At 72.9% G+C, this 15586-nt stretch carries 7 protein-coding genes and 1 pseudogene; 1 reads left to right on the top strand and 7 read right to left on the bottom strand.

The genetic code is table 11. The features are described 5' to 3' along the window. Nucleotides 1-37: 37 nt before the first annotated feature. On the top strand, nt 38-649 hold the full coding sequence (locus POF43_RS19970) for a hypothetical protein (RefSeq protein ID WP_271318117.1): 612 nt from the start codon (nt 38-40) through the stop codon (nt 647-649). Between the two features lie 213 nt (nt 650-862). On the opposite strand, the gene POF43_RS19965 is transcribed toward POF43_RS19970, so the two are convergent. The 7 genes and pseudogenes from POF43_RS19965 to POF43_RS19935 all read right to left on the bottom strand — a co-directional run bounded on the left by POF43_RS19965 (nt 863) and on the right by POF43_RS19935 (nt 15513). Then, nucleotides 863-1576 (bottom strand): ABC transporter ATP-binding protein, encoded by a 714-nt coding sequence (locus POF43_RS19965; RefSeq protein WP_372516073.1) that lies wholly within the window; start codon nt 1574-1576, stop codon nt 863-865. A 320-nt stretch (nt 1577-1896) separates the two neighbouring features. Further along, nucleotides 1897-2847, bottom strand: a pseudogene (locus tag POF43_RS19960) (ABC transporter ATP-binding protein); the annotation flags it as partial. Next, the gene (locus POF43_RS19955) at nt 2844-5597 is read right to left on the bottom strand and encodes an FtsX-like permease family protein (RefSeq protein WP_271324382.1); all 2754 of its coding nucleotides are present in this window, start codon (nt 5595-5597) and stop codon (nt 2844-2846) included. The gene POF43_RS19955 and the pseudogene POF43_RS19960, both read right to left, overlap by 4 nt. Then, a complete protein-coding gene (locus POF43_RS34925; protein WP_282704682.1) occupies nt 5597-9292 on the bottom strand; it encodes an FtsX-like permease family protein in 3696 nt (1231 codons plus the stop codon). The genes POF43_RS19955 and POF43_RS34925 overlap by 1 nt, the downstream gene beginning before the upstream one ends. Nucleotides 9293-9632: 340 nt before the next feature. Continuing rightward, entirely contained in the window at nt 9633-11972 is a 2340-nt protein-coding gene (locus POF43_RS19945) for an NACHT domain-containing protein (protein ID WP_282704681.1), read from the bottom strand. 344 nt (nt 11973-12316) lie between these two features. After that, nucleotides 12317-13936, bottom strand: coding sequence for an endonuclease NucS domain-containing protein (locus POF43_RS19940; RefSeq protein WP_271323102.1), 1620 nt, complete (start codon nt 13934-13936; stop codon nt 12317-12319). Between the two features lie 413 nt (nt 13937-14349). Further along, nucleotides 14350-15513: a PP2C family protein-serine/threonine phosphatase gene (locus tag POF43_RS19935; protein ID WP_271323101.1), complete on the bottom strand. Its 1164-nt coding sequence runs from the start codon at nt 15511-15513 to the stop codon at nt 14350-14352. Between the last annotated feature and the right edge of the window lie 73 nt (nt 15514-15586).

Here is a 15586-nt window from a genome sequence, read left to right as displayed (position 1 = left end):
CGCCGGTCAGGCAACGAAAGCGAATGGGCAAAACACCGTGCTGCGCACAATTTTAGGTTATCTCCGCCGCATCCTCCCGTGGATCGCCTTCGGCGCCCTGTCCACCGCCGGCTGGCAGTGGGGGGCGCTGGCCGGATTGGTCGTCAGCGTCGTATCGCTGGCCCGGGAGCGCCGATCCGGCGTCGCCGCGGAGGCACTGGTCCTCGACTTCAGCACGGCGCTCTACTTCGCGCTGCTGGCGGCCATTTCGATCACACATCCCGGTTCGCCGCTCAAAGCCTTCACCGGGGCGCTCCCTTTCGTCTGGCTGACGCTGACGGCCTGGGCCACGATCATCGCCCGCCGCCCTTTCACGCTGGGCATCGCGCGGCTTCGTGTTCCGGAGCCGCTCGCCAGCTCTCCCCGGTTCGTCCGTTCCAACACGGCGATCAGCACCGCCTGGGCCCTGGGCTTCACCTTCAACGCCGTTTCCAGCGTCCTGTCCGTCGTGGCGGGTGCGGGGGTGCTCGTCATGATGTCCTGCCAGGCCATCGGAATCGCCGCGCCGGGGATCTACACCTTCCTCCACTCCCGCCGCACGCGCGCACGTCAGGTCGCGCCGGGGTCCGGCACGGTTCCCACGATGCCGCCCAGGTCGTCGATGACGTGACGAGGTCCCCGTAGTACGCCTGCTTCGAGGTCGGGCGGCCCGGAGCGGGTCGCGCTTCAAGAACGACAGCCTTTCGCTACGTTCACGCCCCCGGGAATGAACCACCCTTTGCCGGGGGCGCGTTGGCGCGGACGTGACCGGCTCGACGTCGTCCCTTCCCCCGGTCCTCCCCTGTCCTCGCGACCACGTCGACGCCCCGCGTCCGGGCGGCCGTCAGGAATGCAGCCGGCCGTCGCGCAGGTGGAGCACCTCATCGGCGAAGTCGAGGAGGCGGGGGTCGTGGGTGGAGATGAGGGCGGTGACGTTCTCGGCGGTGACGATGGCGCGGAGGAGTTCCATGACGCCGAGGGCGGTTTCGGCGTCCAGGCGGCCGGTGGGCTCGTCGGCGATGATGAGCTGGGGGCGGTTGGCCACCGCGCGGGCGATGGCGACGCGTTGCTGCTGGCCACCGGAGAGTTCGTCCGGGCGTTGCCGGGCGTGGTCGCTGAGGCCGACCAGGGCCAGGAGTTGCGCGACGCGCTCGTCGCGTTCGCCGACCGGGGCGCGGCGCAGCCGCAGGGGGAGGCCGACGTTCTCCGCGGCGGTGAGGATCGGGATGAGGCCGAACGTCTGGAAGACGAAGCCGATGCGTTCGCGGCGCAGGGCCACCAGGCCGTTCTCGTCGAGTCCGCAGACGTCGACGCCGTCGAGCAGGATTCGTCCGCTGTCGGGTGCGTCGAGACCGCCGAGGAGGTTGAGGAGAGTGGTCTTGCCGGAGCCCGAGGCGCCCTGGACGACCGTCAGCCGGCCGCGCGGGACGGTGAGGGAGACCCCGCGCAGGGCGTGGACGGCGGTGGGGGCGCGGCCGTAGGTGCGGTGGAGCTCTTCGGCGACGATCGCGTCGTGCGCGTGGCCGCCGTTCGGCCGGCCGGTCATCGGGGCGCTCATCGAGGCTGCTCCTCCGGTTCGTCGCCGGGTGACATGGGTTCGCCGGGGGTCCCGGTCGCGCCGGGAGTCCCGGTTGCACCGGAGGATGCGGTTGCGCCCGGTGACCGAATGGCGCCGGGGGGCTCGGTCCCGCCAGGGGACTCGGGCTCGCCGGGGGACCTGGCCTCGCGGGGTGACTCGGTCCCGCCCGGTGACTCGATGGCGCCGGGGGGCTCGACTGCGCCCGGCGACCCGGTCTCACCGGGTGACCCGGTCCCGCCCGGCGCCCCCGTCCCGCTGGGCCGCAACGCACGTTCGGTCCCCTCCCCGTCGAGCGGACGGTCCCCCGGGCGGATGGCGATGTGGTCGGGTTCGAGTTCCAGCAGGACGCGGCGCCGCAGGGCGAGGGCCTGGGTGTAGCGGCGCGGGAGTTGGAGGCGGCCGGCGCGGTCGAGGGTGGTGTACTCGCGGGAGACGGTCGCTTCGCGGCCCTGCTCGTCGCGTTCGGTGCTGCGGACGACCTCGGTGGCGATGCGGCCGTCGCGGATGGCGACGGTGCGGCGGACGGCGCCGGCCACCTCCGGGGCGTGGGTGACGATGAGGACCGTGGTGCCGATCTCCTCGTTGACCGTGCGGAAGGCGGCGAAGACCTCCGCGCTGGAGGCGGTGTCGAGTTCGCCGGTGGGCTCGTCGGCAAGGAGGACGGACGGGGAGTTGGCGAGGGCCACGGCGATGGCGGCGCGCTGCTGCTGGCCGCCGGAGAGCTGGACGGGGTGGCGGTCGGCGAGTTCGGGGATGCCGAGCAGCTCCAGGAGTTCGGCGGTGCGCCCGGCCCGTGCCGAACGGCCCGGGCCGGTGCGGCGGTCGGCGGCCAGTCGCATGGGCAGGGTGACGTTCTGCCGGACCGTCAGGTACGGCAGCAGGTTGCGGCCGACCTGCTGCCAGACGAAGCCGATCGCGTGTCTGCGGTAGCGCAGGCGGGACTTGGCGTCCATCGTCTGGAGGTCGTAGCCGTCGACGCGGGCGGTGCCGGCACTGGGTGTGTCGAGGCCGGCGAGGAGGGTGAGCAGGGTGGACTTGCCGCTGCCGGAGGCGCCGACCAGGGCGGTGAGTTCCCCGCGCTGGATGAGCAGGTCGAGGCCCTGGAGCGCCTGGACCTCGACGCCTTCGGTGCTGAAGATGCGTACCAGTTGGTCGCAGACGATGACCGCGTCGCCCCCGAAGCCCGCCCCGGTGCGGAGTTCGGCGGCGTGCTGTTCGAGTTCCGCCAGGGTGCGCTGCCGCCGGCTCATCCGCCGTCTCCCATCCTCAGTTGCGTGCTCTCGTTGAGCCGTCCCGCCCACCAGACCTGGCTGAGGAGGGTGAGGACGGCGACGGCCAGGAGTCCGGCGGCCGGCAGGACCAGCCACACCGCGTCGAGGTGCAGCGACAGGTTGGCGGCGACGGGCGGGACGGTGGCGGCAGCGGGTCCGAACGCCAGCGTCCGCAGATCGAGTTGCCGGCCGGCCAGCGGAACGGCGGCGCCGGCCACGACCACTCCCCCGGCCAGGGCGAGCAGGGTCGGTGGCACGGTCTCCAGGAGCACCACGCCGCGGAACTGCCGCCGGGTCATCCCCATGGTCCGCAGCCGGGCCAGGGCCGAGGCACGCTGGGCGGCGCCCGCGGCGAACGACAGCAGCAGCGCGACCGCTCCGTAGAGCGCCGCGGCGCCGACCGCGGCGAGGTAGATCCAGCGGATGCCGGACTCCAACGGGGTTCCGTAGGCGGCCAGTTGCCGGGCGCGCAGGTCCACCACGACGGGGCCCGAGGCGTCGGCGACGGCGCGCAGGCGGGCGCCGTCCAGCCGGCTGCCGGTGACGAAGAGGTCGGTGGTCCGGAACAGCCCGCTGGCGACCTGCTGGGGGTCGGTGCGGGCGAGTCCGGCGATCGGGACGATGACGAAGTCGGTGCCGGCCGCGGCCGGGGTGGCGCTCTCGACGGCGGCCACCTTCACCGGGGTGTCCCCCGGGTCCTCGTGAAGCGTGACGATCCTCGATCCGAAGGCCCTGGCAACGCCGGGTGAGACCACCGCGGGCAGCGCGGCGGCCGTGCCGCCACTCAGCGCGGCGGTGGGGAACGGCCGTCCGACCCCGGTCCCGGCGACAAGGGCCGCGTACGCGGAGGGGTCGACGGCTATGAGGGTGAAGGTCGCCGGGCTGCCGTCCGGAAAGGACACCTGCTCCTGGATCCAGGCGGGGACGACGCCGGTCACTCCCGGGACCCGGCGCCGGACCTGGCCGGCGAGGGTGTCGGGCAGCGGGTCGTTGGTCGCCGTGATCCGGCCGTCCGCGCCCACCTCGGCGGACGCGGCGTACTGCCGGCCGTTCGAGACCTGGGTCACGACGCAGCCGCCGAAGGACGCGACCGTCAGCACCACCATGACCGCCACCACCGGGAGCGGGGTGCCCGCCGGGGAGCGCATGGCGCGGGCCAGGCCCAGCTGCGTCACGGCGCCGCGCAACCGCCCGGCCGCGCCGGACAGGGCACGCAGCGGCAACGGGTACAGCCGCAGCAGGACGATGGCGACCGCGACGGCGAGCAGGACCGGGGCGAGCGCGACGTAGGGATCGAAGCCGGTGGGCCCGCTCTCGGCGGCACCGGTGGCGACCGCGCCGAGTGTCAGCAGCACGATCGTCAACTCCGCCACCGTGCGCCGCCGGGAGGGCCGCGCCCGGGCCAGGTCGTCGCGTTCGCCGGGTGGCAGCGGGCGGCGGTGGGTCAGGAGCACGCGCAGGGGCAGCGCGAGCGTCACCGCGGCGGCGATCACGGCAGCGACGAGCACCGTGGGCCCGTACGACGCGTTCGGCGCCGTGCGGGCGGCGAGGACGGCGCCCACCGCGGCCGCCGGGACCGCCAGGGTGGCGCTCTCCGCGGCCAGCCGGGCGGCCAGCGCGGCGAGGCCGGCGCCGCGGGCGCGCAGCAGTTCGAACTCGGACCGCCGGCGCCGGGCGACCGTCTCAGCGGTCAGTGCCAGGACGGCGAGGGCGCAGACGCCGGCTCCGGTGACGGCGGTCAGGACGACCGGGGTCAGCGCGGACCGTTCGGCGGCGTACGCGGTGAACAGCGCCGTGGGAACCGTCACGCCGACGTCGGTCAGCGGTGACAGGGCCGCCAGCCGGGCCGCGTCGGGGCCCTCCTGCAAGGAGTCGAACAGCGCGAGCAGCGCGCCGGTGTCCGCGGCGTGCAGGGCCGCGGGCCGCAGCGGGAAGCACCAGTAGGCCTGTGCCCCGAAGGACAGCCCGGGCAGGACGGCGGCGGAGTCCGGGTTCAGCAGCAGCGCGAAGTGCCAGCGGTAGGCGGGCCCGTCGGCGGAGTCGATCTCCACCAGGGTGGGCTTGCGCAGGCTGTCCTGGGTGGTCCAGTACGGCTGCGCCGGGTCCGTCGGTCGCAGCACGCCGGTGACCAGGACGCTCCGCTCGGCACCGGCCGGATTCGGCAGGTGGAGCAGCGAGCCGGGGCGCAGGCGCATCACCCGGGCCGTCTCCTCGGTCACCGCCGCGTGCAGGACGGCGGCCGTCGTGGTGTCCGCCACCGGCCACGCGCCGTCCGCCAGGCGGGCGTGCGCGGCCAGGTCCTCCTGCGCGTAGACCGTCGCCTCGGGTGCCAGGTCGGGGGTCGGCCTGGCAAGGCCGTGGTCGGTGTCCGGAACGGGCTTCGCCGTCGCCACCCCGTACGGGGACCCGGCGGACGGCTCCAGGCGGGGGCGCAGGCCCGGGACGAGGTTCAGGAACGACTTCCGTGTGGCGGCGAGGGCTCCCGGGGTGAGCGCGCCGCCCGATGGACTTCCGGGGCCGGCCCGGGCGGTGAGATCGACGGTGCGCTGGTCCAGCGGGGCGGAGGCCAACTCGCCGCGCAGCGCGGAGTCCTCCGATTCCTGGAGGGCGCGCGGAAGCAGGGCGGCCAGGAACACGGTGAGCAGCACGGCGAACGCGAGGGCCAACGACGCGCCGGGTGCCGCCTTGAGCCGCAGCCACACCCAGGGCTCGCACGGGTGACGCCGCATCACAGCACCCCCTCCCGGCCGGGCAGCACGGACGCCGTGCGCCGCCGGACCGCGGTGACGGCGACGACCAGCAGCGGCACGGCCACCACGGCGGCGGTCAGCGCCGCCAGGGGCAGCACGGGCAGCTCCACCCGCGGCGGTGGCACGGGCGCGGTGGCCTGCGCGGTGAACACCGTCAGGGGGACGAGCAGGCGGGTCAGCACTGTGCCCAGCACGAGGCCCGCGACCAGGGCGAGCGCGGTCAGTACGCCCTGCTGGGCGGCGACGAGGCGGCCCACCCCCGACCGGGGGACGCCGAGGGCGCGCAGCACCGCGAACTCCTCGGCCCGCTCCCGCCCGGAGCGTACGGCGCCGATCACGAATCCCGCGGCGGCGAGGAGGGCCGCGCCGGCCACTTCGGCGGGCAGCGCGGACAACGGGGCGGCGGCGAACGGGTCGGCACGCAGGGCGGTGAGTTGCCCGTCACCGGTGAGGACCGTGCCGGCCTGACTGGACGTCAGCAGTGCGGTGGCCACGCGTGATTGCGCACCGGGCGCGGTCGCGAGCCACCATTCGGTGGGGGCCAGCGCGGCGGTGCCCTGGTGGCCGTCCAGCAGCCGGTTGACGGCGCCCAGGTCCAGCAGGAGCCCGCCGCCGTTCGACCCCGTAGTGGGATCGACGGTGGGCAACTGGCGTACGGCGCCGGTCAGATGGACGGTCACGGGCATCTCGGAGAGAGTGACCTGAACGCTCTTGCCGACCGAGGTACCCGTCGCGCGCAGAAAGGCGTCGGTGGCGATGCCGTTGACCGGCGGCGGCGCGGGAGCCGCCGCGCTGACGGAGAGCCGGCCGAGCGGCAGAACGGAGCCGGGCCCGGCGGCGGGCGCCGTCCCCAGGTCGTACGCGACGGCGAAGGACGGTCCGGCCCCGGCGCGGGTCGGGGTCGCGGCCTTCGGCGGAACATAGCCGGCGGTTCCGGTGGCGATGGGGTCGCCGCCGATCTGAATGCCGGCGGCGGCGTGCCAGGCGGAGGGGGTGGGGGTCGAGGCGTTGGAGGCGGGCGCCGCCGGGGTCGCGGGCGCCGGGACGTTGGAGGCCGGGAGGTTGGAGGCCGGGACGTTGGAGGCGGGCGCCGCCGGGGTCGCGGACGCCGGGACGTTGGAGGCCGGGACGTTGGAGGCGGGTGCCGCAGAGGTCGCGGGCGCCGAGACGTCGGCAGCCGGGACGTTGGAGACCGGTGCCGCCGGAGCCGCGGGCGCCGAGGTGTTGGACGTCGAGGCTGCGGACGTCGAGACGTCGGAGGCCGGCGCCGCCACGGTCGCGGGCGCCGAGGCGTCGGAAGCCCGGATGCTGGAGGTCGGTGCCGTCGATACGGTGAGGCGCTGGCGTTCGTTCCGCGTGCCGGGTGTGTAGTCCGCCTCGATCCGGGTGATGCGCAGGGGCCCGGCCGGGGAGCCGTCGGGGGCGCCCGCGGCCGTGGCCGGATCGGCGTCCAGCACGTGCGGGCGCCCGTCGGCGGGCACCGTGCCGAGCAGCAGTGGCACGGTGTCGTCGTAACGGTCCTCCAGGGTGGCGGTGATCGTCTGCGCGGTTCCGGACGGCAGCTCGCGGCCCGTCGGGGCGAAGGACGCCACGGTGACCGTGAGCCGCAGTCGCTGCGCCCCGCCGGGACCGGGCAGCGGGAAGCCGCCGCGTTCCCGGTCGGCGGGGGTGTCCTGTGCGGCGTGGAGCGGGCGCAGCAGTTCCGCGAGCGGGTGGCGGCCGAGCAGGTCGGGGCGGATGCGCAGCGTCGCGGCGGCGGTGCGCGTGTCGGCGGCCAGCACGGTGGCGGTCTGCCCCTGCGCCAGTTGGACGTCGGAGCGGTTGACGGCGTCCACGCCCGTGATCCCGAGCCGGCGCGCGGTCGGCGTGGTGTAGTAACCGCCCTGCCCGAACGCGGGCAGGGTGCTGTCGCTCGCCCGGACGTCGGCGCCCACCGAGAAGGCGGCCTGGTCGCGTTCGGACTGCCGGCTGCTGGTGTCCTGGCCGATCGCCATCACGCCCATCGAGACCGCGAGCCCCAGCAGCAGTACGGGCAGCCCGGTGCGCTGCGGGCGCCGGGCCAGTTGCCAGGCGGCGAGCGACGGCACGGCACCGCGCCAGCGCGCCGCCGCGCGTTCGGCGAACCGCACGGCCGGCGGCAGCAGCCGCTGCGCCAGCACCGCCCCGGCGAGCAGCAGCAGCGCCGGCGTCACCACCAGGACCGGGTCGAGGGCGAACCCACCGCCGCCCCCGGCCGTCAGACCGCTCATCTCCCCGGTGTGCGCCCGCAGTTGCAGGTACCCGACGACGGCGAGGGCCACGAGCGCCAGATCCGCTCCCGCCCGCAGCAGGGCGACCGGTCCCCCGGCCCTCCTGCCACGCGTCGCCGCCTGTCCCGCCCCGGCCTTCCGTGCTGGCAGTACCGCCGGCCCGACCAGCACGCCGACGCACGTCACGGCGACCGCCGCAGCCGCGGCCCATCCCCACGGCGCCGCATCCGCCAAGGCCGCCGAGCCGATCCGGACGCCCCCGGCGGCGAGCGGGCCCCGCGAGGCCAGCTGCCCCGCCAGCGGCACGGCCAGCAACCCCGCCACCCCACAGGCCGGTCCGGCGAGCAGCCCGGCCTCCCCGAGCGCCAGCCCGGCCAAGGTGCGCCGGGAGGCACCGCGCGCCCGCAGCAACTCGACCTCCGCCGCGCGGGCCCCGCTCAAGGTCCCGGAGACGAGCAGAAGCGCGCCGAGGGCCAGGACGGCGAGTTCGAGCATGGCGATCAGGACGGTGGCGTCGCTGGTCCGCATGGCCTGCTGGAGATGCGTGAGCGTGGTCGGCAGGTCGCTCCGCGCCTGGAGCGTACTGCCGTCGATCGGATGTCCGGAGAGCGTGCTGACGGCGTGTTGGACCGAGCCGCGCAACGGTCCCACCCCGGCCGGGCCCAACGTGCGGAAGTCCGCCGTGGTCAGCCACGACATCGCGGCCGCCCCGACCCGCCCGGAGGTGAACACGGCCGGGTCGGTGACCAGCGGACCGTAGGTGGTGAACTGCCCCTCGCTGCTGACGCCGTGTCCGAGCAACCCGTCCAACTGCCAGTACGAAGCGTCCGGTTGGCGGGGCCGGAACACTCCGGTGACCACGACCGCCACCGGTGGCCCGCCGTTCGTGCGGTCCGTCACCGAGAAGCGCGACCCCGGCCGCAGCCCCAGCGTCCGCGCTGCCGCCTGCGGCACCGCCACCGCGATCGCCCGCCCGGCAGCCGTCCCCACGCCGTCCGGCCCCGGCCACGCGCCGGCCGTGAGCAGCATCTCGGACCGGTCGAACGTGGCGAACAACGTCGACTCGTTCCCGCCCCCGGCCGACGTCGACCCGCTCCCGGACACCAGTGCGGCGGGCAGTCCGTACGCGCCGGACCGTTCGCTGGAGCTGGTGGCCGTCGGCAGCCCCCGGTACGCGGACGCCGCCACCGCCCGAACCCGGCGGTCGACGGCGGCCACCTGACCGGACGTGACGGTGGCGCTGACCGCGAGAACCGCGCTGGACGCGTCCTGTCCGGCGAGAGCCGAACGGATACCGACCCTGTCCACCGCACCCGCGTACACCCCGAGCGCCGCCAGTACGCAGGCAGCCAGCACGGCGGCGAACAGGGCGGCGGCCAGCAACGCCCGATGAGGGCCCGTACGCCCCCACACGACCTGGAACACAGCCCACCCCCGACCGTACGCCCCCGTCCGAACGGAACTTCGCACGATGCCACACCGGCGACCGCCCCGCACGCCCCTTGGCCGGATCGACGCCTTACCGCGCCGAGACCCGCCATGTCACCCGAGCTCGTGGGCTCCCCGGCCCACAGCGTGGGCCCGGAACGCCCGTTGACACCGATCGCCCGGCAGGATCGTGACACCGGCGACACCGGTCAGGGGTAACCGACTCCGCTCGCGGGGGTGATGGCTGCGCGGAGCCGCTCGAACTCGGGCCGCACGCAGGCGTGGTGCGGCCGGATGCCGGCAACGTCCAGGTCCGCCAGGGGACTTCATCCGGTGCTCAGGACGTGAGGCGTCGCTCGTGCGGCGGGGGCCAGGGCTGCTGGGCGAGATGGCGTTGCAGGTCGATATGCCGGAACTGGTACACCGACCCGACCTGCCGCAGCACGCCGCGATGCTGGTGCGCGTCGTCGAGGAACGCCATGAGGCCCCACGGAACACGGCGCCGCGCCGCCAGGTAGACCCGGGCCAGTACGAAGTTCGTCCATGCCGCGCCCGCGAGCCCGCCGGTGAGCCCGAACGAGAGGCAGTACGCCAGCCCGAACGTGAGCCCGAAGGCGAACGCACCCACGAGCCCGCCGGTCAGGCCGCCCCCGAGCCCGCGCACCAGCCCGAACACGAGGAGGGCGCGGCGGTCCAGCTCCAGCAGCGCGGCCGGCCCGACCGTGGTACCCAGATCGTGTCCCTCCGTCATGGGCCCGCCCGCCAGGCCGCCTGTCAGCCCGCCCGCGAGCCCGAAGGCGAGCCCGAACACCAGCTCGCTGTGGGGTCCGCCCGCGAGCGCACCCAACATCCCGGCCGCGAGACCGGCGACGACGCCGGCGACCAGCCCGGCCACGAGCCCGACGGCGAGCGAGCGGAACGACAGCCGCAGGCGCACGCTCGGAGCGCTCGACTGCTCAAGCCGGAGCCTGAGTCCGAATGCCAGCCCGGCCACCAGCCCGAACGTCAGCACGACCACGGGCACGACCACCGGCCCGGACACCAGCCCGATCGACAGCGCGACCGCGAGCCCGACGACGAGCGCGCCCACGAAGCCGACCGCGAGCGTGAACGCCGGTGAGCGGGACGGTATGCGCAGGTGGATACTCAGGGCCCCCGACTGCTGAAGTCTGGGCCGCAGAGCACCGGTGAGGCCACCGACCAGCCCACCCATGAGCCCGCACGTCAGGCCGGCCACCGGCCCGGCCACAAGGCCGACCGACAACCCGATCGACAGCCCGACGGCGAGCCCGACCGGGAGCCCGAATGCCAGGGGGCGGGTGTACGAGGGGAAAACCCGGTCGAGTTCCCACCAGGCCATGTCCGTACTGCCGCCGCAGTCGGTTTGCAGGTGCCGGGCGAGGAAGACGAAGGCACGATGGGCCTGCCGGGCGTTCCACCGGAGCGGGTACTGACTGGCGGAGCTGTAGGCGGCGGGGATGAAGGCGTTGAACAGATGGGCGTTGATGGCATCGCGGGTGGGGAAAGCGGTGGCGTCGCACAGCTCGTCCGGGTGCGGCGCCGGATTACGGAGTGCGTCGGGGCGGGGGCGGGGGTTGTAGATGGTGCGGGCCAGGAACAGCCCCAGCGGGGTGCTCAGGGTCCGCGCGAGGGGGGCGTCGGTGCCCAGGAGGGCTGTCACGCCGTTCCAGCGGGCGGCGGTGGACGAGGGGGAACCGCCCATGTCGCGGCGCAGGTAGGCGGCGGCACGTTCGCGGGTGAGCGGGAGCAGGTGGATCCCGGCGGCCCCGTTGAGCCGTACCCGCACCGGAGTGTCCGGCTGGTGGAGAACGGCGTGGTACTCGGCGGCCCGGCTCGCCAGGACCAGGGGCTGTTTCAACGGCAGCGCCCGGTTGAGGGCGTCAAGGGCACGGGCGTGCAGAGCCGGGGGCAGTTCGTCGAACCCGTCGAGGATCGGCAGAACGCGCCGGGCGTCCAGGAGCGCCTGGGCCAGATCGATCGGCTCGTCCCCGGTCGTCACCGCGGAGGCGAGGACGCGTAATCCGGGGTGGCTGCGGCGCAGATGCTCGGCCATCCACTTCTCCAGGCGCTGGCGGGTGGGATCCCAGGAGGCGAGCGAGAACAGCACGGGCACCAGGCCGCCGCCGGTCCGTCGTTCGATCAGGTCCTGCAACAGCCGGATCAGCAGCACGGTCTTGCCCGCCCCGGGCTCGCCGAGGACCACCAGACGCCGGGTGGGCAGCCGCTGGGAGAAGACCTCGCCGATCTGCGCGTCCTCTCCCGCCAGCCCCGTGGCGTCCGCGGGCCACCGGGCGGGATCACCCGGCGGCCCGCCGGGCCAGGCGCGGGCCAGATCCGCCAGGGCGTGCCAGGGTTCGACCAGATCGGCGTCGGCGGCCCGCCAGGCGACCGGCAGCGGATAGGGGTCGTTGACCCGCCGGATCTCCGCCTCGTTGTCCCACTGCTTCTGCACCGCCCGGGCAAGCTGGTCGGCGACCGCGTCCAGATCCACCACGGCGCTTTCCGCACGGTCGTCGCGGAAGGCGGCCCACCCCAGGTAGGCCGGCGCCAGACTGGGCAGCAGCGCCACCGCGGTCGCGGCCGTCCCCAACTCGAAGCGCCGGGCCAGGGCGAGCGCTCCACCGATCCCCAACACCACTAACAGCAGATACCGCACACCTACGCGTCCCGGTCCGCGGCCGCGTCCCCCAGAACTCACAGTGACTACTCAGCTCCCTGACTGCGGAGGGACGTACGGCACCGAGCCCCGGCGCGAAGTCGCGGGCGAGCGGGGGTGGTTGCCGTTCCCGTCGGGGGCGGGCGATGTGCCCTCGCGTCGTCGGACGGTGTGCTGTCGTGGTTGCCCGGTCGGAGTCGCTGGTCAACTCCCCTGACGACCAGGTGGAGTTCACGGTGTGCGTCGAAGGAACCGTGCCCGCGGACCGTCCGGCTCAACCGGTGTGCGGTCGGCAACTTCGACTGGCCCGACGTCAGCCCCAGCATCGAAGTACGGAACTCCGCTCAGATGATGTGAACGACGGCACGGTACTCCCTGGCCACCATTTCTACCTCACGTGCATGCCTGTTGAGGTACTGCATGACGGAGACGATCTCGCCGTCAGCCGCAATGTCTGTGTACGCCTGTGCGTACTCGTACGGGTCCGCAGCTGAGGAGTAGACACGAACACCCTCCTCGTCCTGCATCCAGATACGGTGCTCGTCAACCGCAGATGTCCTGCCTGGCCCGGAGGCAATCTTCTCCAGGAGCACGTAGTGAAGACCCAGGAGATCCAGTAGCTCTCGGTCACATTCCCACACGGTCCCTCCGTACATCCTGCTCATCAGATAAAGAGGGTCCCGATATACGAGCCGTACTGCCTCGGACAACGACATGCCCAGCCCATTCCAGCACAAAGCACCCCGCATCAGACTCTGCGGTCCCTCATCGGGCACGGCCGCGCCCATGACCATGGGCAGAAACTTCTCCACTTGATCTGGCCACCCGTGGATGATTGCCTGCAGAAGGTCACAGGGGTTGTAGATGTGCAGTGCGACGTCTCCATCCCCGACCTTCCCGCCCGCTTCATCGAGCCAACCACCCACCAGCGAGTCCCACTCCTCATTGCCGGCCAAACTCTGTCGGGCCTCTCGCCGAAACCCTTGCCAGCGGCTAACTACCGCCGGGCTTGCGGAGCCTGTATAGAGAATCTGGCTGTCACCTCGATCGTCCCCGGTGAGGAAACGGAACAGGTCCTGCTCTTCGAAGGCGTCTGTGTTACCAAAGGCACCGGTGCCTCGGTACTCTCGGATGGCCCAGTTGGGGTCGTCGGCGAGATTGCTCAGCAGTCCCGGTTGACTACCCTCCATGTTCATGCCACGCATCTCGCTGTACGCAAGACGGTCGCAGATCGCGCAGAGGGCCAGGTACTCAGCCGGGTACTCGGCGGCGAACGGCTCCGACCCGTCGTAACCGCCCAGTAGGTCCTCCGAGGCGAGCGCCTCGTTGACCCGGCCTACTGCCAGGTACAGGCCAAAGAGCGCAGGGATGCGGTGTTTCTCCGCTACCCGATCGAAGTCCGCCGCCAGGAGGTCAAGCGCCCCAAGCTCGTCGGCGACTTCGCTGATGATGCTCCAGCCCTGTCGACGTTGCTCGTCCGTGGTGAAGAAGAACAGGTTGTGGATGGGTGTAATACGGGGCTCGAACGCCCGAGGCAGGAGCTGAACTCGCTCGGCCCCAACAGGGTGGCCGTTGCTGTCCAGCAGAAGTCGGTAACCGCGGAGGTCGTGGCTCCAGTCGCGCGCCGCGTTACTGACGGCGGTGAGCAGCTCCTTCCAGTCGTCCGGCATTGCCACGACCACGGCTCGGACACGGTCGGGCGCAAGGTGCTTCTCCCGGCAGAGAAGCTCCGTGTACTTGTTCACTTCATGGAGGGCTTGCCGTGCGCTGGACCGAGATCGCTTCAGCTCGACGATGACCCACATCTGATGGCGATCGCGGGCCAGGATATCGATACTGCCCTTGGTGCCATGAGCGTTGGGCAGTGGGTACTCATGGAGTTGAACCGGCCGGAGTCCCGGCTCGATCAACTCCAGGTTGTGTACGAGCGCATTGCGCAGCTCGTACTCAAGAGGCAGTTGCATAGGCCCAAGGCTAATGGGAGGACCGACACTGCAAACGGACACAGTCCGACGTACACCAAGCCTTCCTCGACCTGGTACGCGGCATCATCTGCTTGCGGTGCCTGAACCCGTCATCGGGTATCATCAGCCCCGCACCGCGATGCTCCGAGCGACGGTGGACACAGCGAGTATGGCGAACCGGTCCTCGGTGGTCTCATTCACTCGCGAGCGCCCGTACCCCGGCCGCGACCGGCCGCACTCGCGGGATGCTGCGGGGCCGGGACCGCGCCTCTGTCCCTCGTCGGCCTCGAAGCCCACCGGCACCGTCTCGGCGGCCGTACGGTCCCGGCGCACGCCCGGCCCCGGGGCAGTCACGCGGTCACGTGGTCACACGGTCACGGACTGGGACCACCGGCCGTCGCAGGACGATCCCATCAGCCGGCCTCACGGGCGGTGGGACGCCGGACGGTGACCATCGCGACGTCGTCGTCCAGGTGGGCCTGGGTGTGGTGTCGCAGGTCGGTCTGAATGGCGTCGAGCATCGCCTCCGGGGGCTGGGTCGCCCAGTTGCTGATGCGGTCGGTGATCGGGTAGTACGCTCCGGCTCCGTCGCGGGCTTCGATCAGGCCGTCGGTGAAGAGCAGCAGGGTGTCACCGGGTTCGAGGTGGCAGGTGTCGACCTGCACGGGGTCGGTGGCGAGGCTGAGCAGTCCGATCGGCAGCGCGGGCTTCGAGGCCGGCAGTTCCCGCACGGCGCCCTCGTGCAGGAGAAGCGGTGCCGGGTGGCCGCAATTGGCCAGCCGTACCTCGTCCCCCTCACCGGTGAACTCGACCACGACGGCGGTCACGAAGCACTCCCGGAGCCGCTGCTCCATCTCCGGGGCCTGCGCGGCGTCGCCGCTCTCCTCGACCACGTCCCGGGCACGCGCCAGGTCGCGGCGCACGGCGTCGTCGAGGTAGGCCGGCACATCGGGCAGGGCAACGTGTTCCTGAGCGGCCTGACGGAAGGCGTTGAGCAGGAACACCACCACTTCCAACGTCGACAGGCCCTTGCCCTGGACGTCCCCCACGATCACCCGTGGGTGCCCGTCGACGATCGCGCAGGCGTACAGGTCGCCGCCGATCGTGGATTCCGCGTCGGAGGCCAGATACACCGATGAGATCTCCATCGGACCCAGCCGCGGTGGCAGCGGACGCAACAGCATCTGCTGCGTCTGAACGGTCACCCGGCGTGACTGTGCCAGTTCGCGAACCCGTTTCTCCCGCACCGCGCTGGCTCCCACCGACGCCGCACAGATGACCAGCGCCGTCGCGATGGATACCGGCGCGTCCGCCCAGGTCAGGCGCCCATTACTCGCGAGGGAGCCGACATAGGCCGGGAGCATCGCCCCGGAGATGACCAGCACCGGCACCGGACCGGTGAACACCGCTGCCAGCGCCGGCAGGGCCAGCATGATGCCGCCGAGCCGGACCGTGGAGCCGCCGGACACGTCGGCGATCAGGACCAGCACCAGGATGACGAGCGCCAGGCCCACGATCGCTCGCGGACCGCGCCATGGCGTCCCTGAGTAGCGCCTCTGCGCTTCGGCGGACGGCATATTTTCACCGTACAGGGAACAGCCGATCGCGCTCGGTGGGCGGACACGGCGGCAGCCCGGTCCACGCCGGGCC

Source organism: Streptantibioticus silvisoli (assembly GCF_027947535.2).
Taxonomy (GTDB): Bacteria; Actinomycetota; Actinomycetes; order Streptomycetales; family Streptomycetaceae; genus Streptantibioticus_C; species Streptantibioticus_C silvisoli.
Note: the sequence above shows the minus strand (reverse complement) of the source record. Positions and strands in the feature narration are given on the sequence as shown.